General features: G+C 71.4%; 9 protein-coding genes and 2 pseudogenes. 5 read left to right on the top strand and 6 right to left on the bottom strand.

Annotation, left to right across the window (positions count from 1 at the left end; genetic code table 11):
• The 5 genes from CNO22_RS08385 to CNO22_RS08350 all read right to left on the bottom strand — a co-directional run.
• A partial coding sequence (locus CNO22_RS08385; protein WP_157936862.1) for a hypothetical protein occupies positions 1-419 on the bottom strand: 419 nt, incomplete at its 3' end.
• Positions 420-994: 575 nt separating this feature from the next.
• Positions 995-1,147 (bottom strand): hypothetical protein, encoded by a 153-nt coding sequence (locus CNO22_RS28205; RefSeq protein ID WP_198588188.1) that lies wholly within the window; start codon positions 1,145-1,147, stop codon positions 995-997.
• Positions 1,148-1,525: 378 nt separating this feature from the next.
• Positions 1,526-2,146 carry an antibiotic biosynthesis monooxygenase gene (locus tag CNO22_RS08370; RefSeq protein ID WP_100498920.1) on the bottom strand — a complete coding sequence of 207 codons (621 nt, stop codon included), beginning with the start codon at positions 2,144-2,146 and terminating at the stop codon, positions 1,526-1,528.
• A 651-nt stretch (positions 2,147-2,797) separates the two neighbouring features.
• Positions 2,798-3,808, bottom strand: coding sequence for an amidohydrolase family protein (locus CNO22_RS08355; protein WP_100498917.1), 1,011 nt, complete (start codon positions 3,806-3,808; stop codon positions 2,798-2,800).
• Between the two features lie 30 nt (positions 3,809-3,838).
• Positions 3,839-4,216 carry a metal-sulfur cluster assembly factor gene (locus tag CNO22_RS08350; protein WP_100498916.1) on the bottom strand — a complete coding sequence of 126 codons (378 nt, stop codon included), beginning with the start codon at positions 4,214-4,216 and terminating at the stop codon, positions 3,839-3,841.
• Between the two features lie 377 nt (positions 4,217-4,593).
• Here CNO22_RS08350 and CNO22_RS29945 point away from each other — a divergent pair.
• From CNO22_RS29945 to CNO22_RS08325, 3 genes and pseudogenes are all read left to right on the top strand, one after another.
• A pseudogene (locus CNO22_RS29945) lies at positions 4,594-5,352 on the top strand (aldolase/citrate lyase family protein); the annotation flags it as partial.
• A 260-nt stretch (positions 5,353-5,612) separates the two neighbouring features.
• Positions 5,613-6,065, top strand: a pseudogene (locus CNO22_RS08330) (transposase); the annotation flags it as partial.
• Between the two features lie 401 nt (positions 6,066-6,466).
• Entirely contained in the window at positions 6,467-7,969 is a 1,503-nt protein-coding gene (locus tag CNO22_RS08325; protein ID WP_232806891.1) for a S8 family peptidase, read from the top strand.
• Between the two features lie 207 nt (positions 7,970-8,176).
• On the opposite strand, the gene CNO22_RS30075 is transcribed toward CNO22_RS08325, so the two are convergent.
• The gene (locus CNO22_RS30075; protein WP_408609695.1) at positions 8,177-8,272 is read right to left on the bottom strand and encodes an excalibur calcium-binding domain-containing protein; all 96 of its coding nucleotides are present in this window, start codon (positions 8,270-8,272) and stop codon (positions 8,177-8,179) included.
• Between CNO22_RS30075 and CNO22_RS08320 the strand changes: the two genes are divergently transcribed.
• Both CNO22_RS08320 and CNO22_RS08315 read left to right on the top strand, forming a co-directional pair.
• Positions 8,240-8,545: a tyrosine-type recombinase/integrase gene (locus tag CNO22_RS08320; protein ID WP_408609694.1), complete on the top strand. Its 306-nt coding sequence runs from the start codon at positions 8,240-8,242 to the stop codon at positions 8,543-8,545. The genes CNO22_RS30075 and CNO22_RS08320 overlap by 33 nt on opposite strands.
• A gap of 576 nt (positions 8,546-9,121) precedes the next feature.
• A complete protein-coding gene (locus tag CNO22_RS08315) occupies positions 9,122-9,763 on the top strand; it encodes a hypothetical protein (RefSeq protein ID WP_100498913.1) in 642 nt (213 codons plus the stop codon).
• The last annotated feature ends 120 nt before the right edge of the window (positions 9,764-9,883 follow it).

The following is a 9,883-nucleotide window of genomic DNA, read 5'->3' as shown; positions in this document are numbered from 1 at the left end:
GCCTGCTTCCTCGACGACGAAGAGGTCGCCTCCCGGGGCGGTGAGGCGTCGATGACCGCGGCGATGGACGGGATCAGCGGTGTCGCGTTCTGGCTCCACCTCGATCTCGATTCCCCCAGCACCGCACCGATCACCCCGCCGACGGCGAGTGCCAGCAGGTGCGCCGGGCCGGCGGCGACGTCTTTCGCCAGGACACCGCCCACCAGGACCACCGCGACCAGCGGCTCGATCCACTGCTGCTGCAGGCGGACGGCGCGCTCGCGGTTGCCCAGGTGGTACCGGCGGCGCAGCGCGCGCCGGCGCCAGACGTTGTAGGCCGCCAGGAGGACCAGCACGGCCAGCACGACGATCTCGAGATTCTGCGCCGGGGGGCCGGACGCGGCGAGCGTCGCGGATCCCGCGGGCGCAGCTGCGGACACCGGATCTCCCTGCACCGTGGCGGCGGTCGATCAGGACCGGGCGGGCTCCCAGCGGCCGGCTCCCGGCCGGAGGGGTGGAGGACCACGGCAGGCTACCGATGCCGCCCGGGTCCGCACACCGTCCTGGGCCGCGCCTTCCGGGGACGGCCCCGACCGCCAGGCGGGTTCTGGACCTGCTCCGTCCTGCGCAGCCGGGCGAAGGCGGCCCGACCCGACGGCCTGTCCCCGGGGTCCCGGCGACAGGGAATGCGCGTCGATCAGGCCTCTCCGCCCAGCTCTCCCTGGTCCAGTTCCCGCTGCCTGCGCCGATCCTCCTCGACGTCTGCCCGATCCTCCACACTCGGCTCCGTGAGGAGGCCGGGAGCCCGTTCCCTCGCGGGCTGAGGCTCGGTGCGGGTCTTCGGGTACTGGGGTTCGGTGCTCATGGCGCGGCCTCCCCTGGGAGGTTGATGGGCGCGGGGAATGGGGTCCGCCAGGGCCTGCTCCCCGCGGATCACGCTGCGGCGGTGGTCGTCGACAGGCACAGTCGACACACGGGCTGCACCACGGCGTCCCGCACGCCGAGAGGGGGAGGCTCAGCGCTTCCTGTCGTGTGTCAGCCGTTCCATCTGCGACGTGGTGCCGGCGGCCTTGGCCTTGCGCTCGACGCGCTTCTCCTTGATCGACTTGCCGGACTTCTTCGACATCGAGTGTCGAGGGGACCTGTCGGCCATGTCGTGCTCCCTCATCGGGAACCTGAGCGGCTCCGTGCCCGGACGGTACCCCGTCCATGGCATCAGGCGGGCCTGATCAGTCCAGCTGCCCATGGTCGGTCCCGGGGGAGCCGGCCGGGGCGTGAGGCTTGGCTCCGGGGCAGCGGATGTCCGAGGGGGACGGGGACACACCGGAGCAGAGCCGTCCCACCAGCGGAGTCGCCGGTGGGGGAGGAACGCCATGTGTGCGGCTTGCGCTCCCACGCCGTGCTGGGCAAGGCCCTGCAGGAGGCGATCAACGGCCTGACGAGACACATGACAGCCTGTGATGCGCCGCGGGCCGGAGACGATGGACCGCGCGGCCCGATGGGCGTCCATCATCTCCGGTGGCCGCGGCGCGGACCGGCCTGCCGGTTAGACCGTCTCGGGTACCCGCAGATGAGCCAGGGCCAGGTCGAACTCCGCCACCTCGAGGATGTCCATCCCCATCCTGGACACGAACTCCTCGCGCAGGGTCATGAACTGGTCACGGGTGTGCGCCATCGCCTCGCGGCTGTCGAACACGACCGCCGAGGCGCATCGCCCGTCTCGACGGTTCATCATGAGGCTGTTGCTGCAGAACCCCGGCGTCTCCTCCCACCAGGGCATCAGACTCTCCCGGTAGGCGTCGATGACCCGGTCCAGGTTCGCCGGGTCGGTACGGGTCCACGCCACCCGCGCGCACGCGCCCTCCCCGGCCCGGTGTGCCCGGTGTAGGACAGCGATCTCCCACTCCTGGACCTCCGGCGTGCCACCGAACATCGCGGCTGCGCGTTCTCGCGACGCGCCGACCCGCTCGGCGCTGGCGTTCATCGCGTCGTGGGTCTCCCAGGCGCTGGTGGCGATGCATCGACCGGTGTCGCGGTCGGTCAGGAGCGAGAGACCGACGCAGCCGTCCAGTTGCGTGACCATGGGCATGACGTCGTCGCGGATGTAGGCGACGAGGTCGTCGAGGGTCTCAGGGCTGACCCGCGTCGTGGTGGATCGGGCGTACATGCCACCGCTCCTTCCTGGTGACGGCGACGCCCCTGCGGCATCGCCGCGCGGCACACTGTGCTCTCCCTCCGAGGCCCAGGCAACGGGCATCGGGGCTCGGACTCCAGAGCAGTGGCCGGGTATCCCGCGCGTCCGAGAGCCCACTGCTGGGCGTTTCACACGCACACGCCTACGTGTGCAGCCGGCCCCCCGTGGGGCGCGGGCGGGCCCTCGACGTCGCCCCGGCCGAGCGCGAACCGGACCCGCTCGGCCGGGTGGAAGCCCCCTTCCCGTAACGCCGCGAACCGGAGCAGGGGCAGGGACGACGACCCGCTGAGCCGGGGGCGTCGCGTCTCGACTCGATCACTGACGGCGTGGGAGCCCGGGGAGGCCCCGGCGGCTGACCCTTGGCCCACATCGGCGACCGCCCCGTCCGCCGCGCGGACGGGGCGGTCGCTCGTCCGGGACGGCGTCACCCGTATCACCCGATGTTCGCAGTGGTCCTGCCGCTCGACCTGGCACCGCAGGCCCTGGCCGAACTCGCCGACCGCAGCACCGTCGGCAAGGTCGTCCTCGTCCCCCGAGACGCGCTGCGGGGCCGTTCCCCGGGATCGGGGACGGCACCAGCACGGCGGGTGCTCCACCCGGCCGGCCCACGGGCGCATTTCGGGGTCAGTGCGCCTGGGGGCGGCCCAGCCGGGCCTTGGTCTCCTCGACGTCCATCCCGTGCAGGCGGAGCAGGTTCTCGCCGAGGATCTTCCGCTTGGCGACGTCGGTGAGCTGCGGATAGCCGTAGCCCTCGCACAGGTCCTGCGGGATCGAGAAGTCCATGAAGGCCCGCAGCGCCCACTGCGGGTGGAAGATCGGCGCCTCCGAGCCGTAGACGATCTTGTCCTCACCGCACCAGAACAGCAGCTTGCCGAGGATCTCGGCGAACATCCGCGGCGCCCGGACCAGGAAGTTGATCGTCGCGGCCAGCGACGCGTACAGGTTCGGATAGCGGATGAGCTGCCAGCAGGTCTCGTCGATGAACGGCAGCCCGACGTGGAAGATCACGAAGTTGATGTCGGGGAAGTTCGCGGCCGCGCCGTCCATGTCCCACGTCTGGGTGGCCTCGATCGGCTGCGGGCCCAGCGGCACGCCCTTGTGCACCCCGATCAGGTTCACGCCCAGTTCCTGGGCCTTCTCGAAGACCGGGAAGGCGACCTGCGGGTCGTCCATCCGCCACGGGAACGGTGAGCCGTAGTCGTAGCGGACGTTGTAGAACTTGAACGCCTTGGCGCCGAACTCGCCGACCTGGCGCTCCATCAGGTCCAGCGCCCGGCGTCCCTCGAGCGGGTTGACCGAGCCCCAGAACACCGTCCGGTCCGGATCCCGCTGGGCCAGTTCCGCGCACTCCTCCCACGGCGAGAGCCCGTCGCGGAACAGGTCGGTCAGCGGCAGCGGCATCGCGACCAGCATGTCGGTGTCGGACTGGTCGTAGACCATCTGCCGGATGTCGGCCGGCGTCCAGTCCTTGAGGAACTCCTCCGCCGACAGCTTCGGCTCGCTGTCCGGGGTCAGCGTCGCGTGGAAGGCGTACAGGTGGTTGGCGAACATCTGCCCCGGTGACCCGAACGCGTTCTTGGGTGTGAAGTTGAACGGGTGCGCGACCCCGTCGAACACGAATGCGTCGCCGATCATGGTCGTCCTCCTGGGCTGGGGCTGGAGCGGCTAGGAGCGGTGGGCGGAGACGAACGCGTCGCGGTCGGGGACGGCGACGGGGTCGGGGAGGAACCGCAGCCGGCGGGCGGCGGAGGGCGAGAGGCGGTCGGTCGTCCAGACCTCGTTCCAGACGATCTCGACCTCGCAGGTCTCGACGCCGGGCTGCCGGCGGATCGCCGTCTCGACGTCGGCGACCACCCGGGCGGCGAACGGGCACCAGCCCGAGGTGAGCAGCAGTTCGACCCGGGCATGCCCGTCGCGGACGGCGACCGACCGGAGCAGCCCCATGTCGACGACGGAAATGCCCTTCTCCCGGCAGCAGGGGTCGAACACCGTGGAGAGCGCGCGGGTCACCCAGTCGGGCACCGCGGGAGACGGCTGAGTCATCCCGCCATGGTGTGACCTGAACCACACCCGTGACCAGGGGTTCGGGCCCGGGAGCCCGGTCCCGTCGTCGAGGATCCCGGTGACGCCCAGGCCTCCCGGAGACGGGCGCCATCGAGGCCGGCGCCCGCCGGAGGGACGCCGGAGCCGGCCGCAGCCGTTAGATGACCGGCTTGGGCAGGTAGGCAGCCGCGTCCGGCGCCGCAGGATCGCCTTCCGCCTGCCGTCGGGATGCAGTTGCAGGCGGGCCAGCTCCCACCCGCCGGTATCGGCCTGCAGGGTCAGCATGGTCGCCGCTGCGGACCGGGACGTACCCGGCGGGATCCGCAGTCGGGCCGACGACGGCGAGGGCCGCATCCGAATCGGAGGCGGCCCAAGAGGTGCGGCGGGCAACTGCCCACAGCGTGGTGTCCGAGGGGCGACACGGTGCATACGCACACGGCTACGGCCGTGATCATGCATGGCGAGTCTCCCGGCGACCGCGGCTATCACGGTCCGAGCCAGCAGAGTCGGTGGCGGCAGTCGGAGGATCGTCCCGGCGGGGTCCCGAGGCGGTGGCCGACGACGCCGCCGTGGTCGGGAGCCGGCGGGAGGGTGGGTCCTGGGATGGCGATCAGCGAGGTCGACCTGCGGCGGCGGTGGGCCGCCGGGCAGCCGTGCCACGGCCTGTGGAGCCTGCTGCCCGGCGCGGTGACCGGCGAGGTGCTGGCGCGGACCCGAGCCGACTACGTCGTCGTCGACCTGCAGCACGGCGCAATGGCCGAGGCCGAGCTGCCGGGCGTCGCGGCGGCGATCGCCGCGGCGGGCGCGGTGCCGCTGGTCCGGACCCGCAGCCCGGCCTTCGCCGACGTCGGCCGCCCGCTCGACCTGGGCGCCGGCGGCGTCATCGTCGCCCGCTCGACCTGGGCGCCCACGGCGTCATCGTGCCCAACGTGCGCGACGCCGACCACGCCCGGGAGGTCGTCGCCGCCTGCCGGTACGCCCCGGCCGGTGGGCGGTCGATCGGACGGCTCGCCGGCGGTGCCGACCAGCCTCTGGTGGTCGTGATGGTGGAGGCCGCGACCGCGCTCGACGACCTCGACGCCGTCCTCGCCGTCGACGGCGTGTACGTCGGTCCGGGCAACCTGTCCCTGTCCCTGGGGCTGACCGGCGGCGAGCGCCGGGAGGAGCTGCGAGAGGAGCTGTCCTCGATCATCTCCCGGGCCGGCGGTCCCGCGGTCGAGAGGTCCTTGGACGTGCCCAGGGCCTTGCTGCTGGAGAGCATCGACCCGGTGGCGGCCGATCTCCTCGGCGCGGCCGGCTACGAGACCGAGTCGCTCCGGGAGGCGCCGGGCGAGGCTGACCTGGTCGCCGTGCTCGACGGCGTGGACGTGGTGGGCATCTGGTCGAAGACCCAGGTGTGCATCTGGTCTGCACGCCGGCCGGGCTGCCGATCACCTGGGCGCTGGCCGATCCCAAGCTCGACGAGCGCCAGGTGCTCATGTGCGTTCTCGACCACGACGCCGATCTGCTCGACCAGCGCCCCGGGCTGCTGCTCATCGCGGATAAGGGCTACGTCTCTGCCGAGCTCGACGACTATCTCGCCGCACACGGTGCGACGCTGCTGCGCCCCTCTTCCCGCAACCGCGCGCCCCGACCCGGCCAGCAACTACTGGCCCCGATCCGCCAGCTCATCGAGTCCGTCTACGACACCCTCAAAGGCCAGCTCGATCTCGAGCTGCACGGCGGGCGCAGCCTCGCCGGACTCACCGCGCGGATCGCCCAGCGGCTGCTGGCCCTGACCGCCGCCCTATGGCCTAGCCGCGCCACCGACCAGCCCGTCACCCGATCCCTGATCGCCTACGACCACTGACCGGGTTCGGACCTACTCATCCAGCGGCGGTGTAGCGCCGGCGGCCACATTTCTTGGTCCCGGGTCGGCGCCCCTCGACGTGAGAGGGGCCACTCGCTTTACTGACGAACCGAAACCGCTCCGGCCAATGCCAGGCCGTCGGTACCACCCATGGCTTGCCCGAGAGGCGGCGCGGGATGTGGTCTCGGTCTGGAAAGCGCAGTGCCGGCAAGGCGGTCGGAGTCCTCTCCGTCTCGTTCGCGATGGTGCTCGGGACGTCGACGACCGCGACCGGGACTCCAGGAGACGCTGCTGCTCCTCAGGCGCCGGCGTCCACCGCCGAGGAGTACATCGTCGCCTTCAACGGCGCCCCCAAGGCCGCGGCTGCCGCGATCGCGGCCGCAGGCGGCACCGTCACGGACGTGACCGAGCAGGTCGGCGTCGCGCTGGTCACCTCCACCGACGGCGCCTTCCTCGACAACGTGCGCGCACGCGGGGAGATCCGCGGGGCCGCGCGGAACCACTCGGTCGGCACCGCACGGCCGGGCATGCCGCACCGCTTCGCCGAGGAGCGACCGGCGGCGGATCGAGCGGGTGGGTCCGGCTCCGCCGACCGGCCATCCCACGGGAGGCCCGACGCCGAGCCGCTGGCGGACCGGCAGTGGAACATGCAGATGATCGGGGCGACGGCCGACGCTGCCCACCGTGAGGCGACCGGCAAGAGAGTCGACGTCGGGATCATCGACACCGGTATCGACGCCACGCACCCCGACCTCGCGCCGAACTTCGACCCCCAGCGGTCGCGGAACTTCACGACCGACATCCCTGAGGTCGACGGTCCCTGCGAGTTCGAGAGCTGCGTCGACCCGGCCGACGTGGACGACAACGGGCACGGAACGCACGTGGCCGGCATCGTCGCGGCCGACGACAACGACTTCGGTATCGGAGGCGTGGCCCCGGACGCGACCCTCGTCAACGTGCGGGCCGGGAACGACTCCGGCTACTTCTTCCTGTATGAGACGGTCAAGGCGCTGGTGTACGCGGGCGACATCCGCCTCGACGTCGTCAACATGAGCTTCTTCACCGATCCGTGGCTGTACAACTGCGCGTCGCGGGACGAGTACATCGAGGGCGACGTGACCGACGAGGAGCTTGCCCAGCAGCGGCTCATCCGCGAGCTGGTGCTGGGCGCGGTGACGTACGCCCATGGGCGCGGGGTCACGCTCGTCGGGGCCGCGGGCAACGAGCACCAGGACCTGGCCGCGCCGATCCGGTACGACGAGACGAGCCCGGACTTCCCGCCCGACGCCGCGTGGCCGCGAACGGTGAAGAACACCTGTCTGATCATGCCGAACGAGGCACCGGAGGTCGTCTCGGTGTCGGCAGTGGGCCCGTCGACGACCAAGGCGGACTACTCCAACTACGGGCTGGGTGACGTCGAGATCGCCGCCCCGGGTGGCTGGTTCCGCGACTTCGTCGGCACGCCGGCTTTCCAGACGCCGGGGAACCTGATCCTGTCGTCGTACCCGCTTGACGTGGCGATCGAGCAAGGCCTGGCCGACGCGAACGGCGACCCGGTCGACGAGTTCTCCGTCAAGTACTGCGACGAGAAGGGCGTGTGCGGCTTTTACACCTATCTGCAGGGCACGTCGATCGCGTCGCCCCACGTCGCCGGCGTGGCGGCCTTGATCATCGAGGAGGAGGGCCGCTCCGGTCGCGACGGACGCGCGCTCGACCCCGCAGTGGTGGCCCGCGTCCTCGCCACCTCCGCGGAGGACCACGCCTGTCCCGCTGGTGGGGTCGAGGTCTACACCGACGAGGGGCAGACTCCTGACTTCAACGCCGTGTGCGAGGGCACGACCGACGAGAACGGCCTGTACGGCGAAGGGATCGTCGACGCGGCGGCGGCAGTGCACGATCGGTGACCGACACGACAGGGCTCGAGGAGGCCTACTCAGGAGCGGCTCGGCCCGACCCGCGGCGGCGTCGCGCGGTGTGGATTGTGGCCAGCGCCGCGGAGGGGGCGACGGCGAGGGTGTCGATGCACCGGTACGCCGTCCGGTCGGTTCTGACGCGTGCGGCGGGCCCGTGGCTACGGTGCCCCGGTGACCGCCCTCGGGGTCGGACTTCGGCTACTCGCAGGTGACGCCGTCGCCGTCGCGGTCCAGCTTGCGCGAGTAGCCGGGATCGCCGGCGTGGACTGGTTCAGCAACCTCGACGGCACTCACCGGCACCCGGAGCGGTTCTCCCGCCGCTTCACCGGCCAGGTGCTCCAGGCGCGCAAAGCGCTGGGGGAGGAGCTGCTGCCGGTGATCCGGCTGCACGATCTGCGCCACACTCACGCCACCCTGCTGCTGGCCGACGGCGTGCCGGTGAAAGTCGTCTCGGAGCGCCTGGGTCACGCGAGCTCCATGATCACGCTCACCGTCTACCAGCACGTGCACCCCGGCATGGGCCGGCGGGCTGCTGACCGCTTCGCCGCGCTGCTCGACGACGGCTGATCCCGGGCGCCGAAGTATCGCGCTGGTGTCACGAGGGCCTGCGAAGCCCCGACATGGAAGCGACCCGCATCCCTGACCTGCAGGAACGTCGGGCGATCTGGTGTCCGAGGGGCGACTCGGTACATACGCACACGGCTCCGCGGTGCCGGTGAGCTGTAGATCGGTGTCCGAGGGGCGGCGACATGCTACACACGCACACGCCTCACTGAGCTGCGCTGATTGTGCCTCTGAGGCAGCGGTGCGCAGACATCTACGCGCCTGTTCCCGCGAGCGTCTGCCAGCACCGCCCTGAGGGAGGGATCGCGTGGTCGGCGCAGCCTGTGGCGGCCAGGGGACGGGTCGTCCGGGCGTGACGGCGCTGCTGGTCCGTCCGTCACGGGAAGCGGTCGACCCCCGACGTCGGAGACCGGAGAACCGCCACCGGTCGTGGCGACAACAGGCGGGGCTCTCCGCATCCGGGCCTCGAACCTGTGTCCTTCCTGTGGTCGTCCTTCGTGGTCCTCACCGGGCTGTGGTCGGAATCTCGTCCACGGGGGCTCGATCCCCGTGACGGTGATCTCGCTACGGAGGTGCAAGATGTTCGCCCACCTGACGCTTCCTGCGTCTGTTCCGCGTTTCTCCTGGCGCTGGATGGTCGTGCTCAGCCTCACTGCCCTCGTGTTCGGTTTCGCCACGGCGCCCGCCGCCCAGGCGGCGGAGGGGCTCCACTACCGCGGCATCCTGACCATCGCCATCCGGCATCTCGACGCGTGCGGAGCGGACCTCGGGGAGGCCATCCACGAGGTGCCGGTCGACGCCTTCGTCAATCCCGGAGTGGGCGACGGCAACCCGTTCGTCCTCCAGGTGTCGGAGCCGTCCGTGGCGGCGAACCTCGCCGAGGGGTCCGTGCTGCTGCAGACGACCGGCGTGACGGCCACCTCCCAGGGACCGCTGTTCCTGCACTACTGGGACCTCCAGTTCGACGGGCTCAACGTGAGCGGTCAACTGGTCCAGGACCATGTGGAGGAAGCGGCGGCCGGGAACCTGCTGACCTCGTCCGCACAGCTGGTGCCCTGCCGTCCCTCCTTGGGCGTGATCCCCAGCATGGATGCGATCGCTGAGGGTTCGGCGCTGGCGGGGACGGTGACCGAAGGACAGGTGCAGCTGCAGGTCGTCGGGAACGTGACGACCGGACTCCGCCCCTTCTCTGCCGTCATCACGGCTGACCGCATCGGCTGACGCCGACCTCACCAGCGAGGACGACGCCGCTCCGGATGACCGCCGCCCCACCTTCGCTCCGTCGGCGAGGCGGCGGTCGCTCGCGGGAGGACCCGGCCGTCTTCCGGGGACCGGGACGGC

Source organism: Geodermatophilus chilensis, assembly GCF_002802985.1.
Lineage (GTDB): Bacteria > Actinomycetota > Actinomycetes > Mycobacteriales > Geodermatophilaceae > Geodermatophilus > Geodermatophilus chilensis.
The sequence above is the reverse complement of the archived record's forward strand: the minus strand, read 5'-3'. Positions and strand labels throughout refer to the sequence as shown.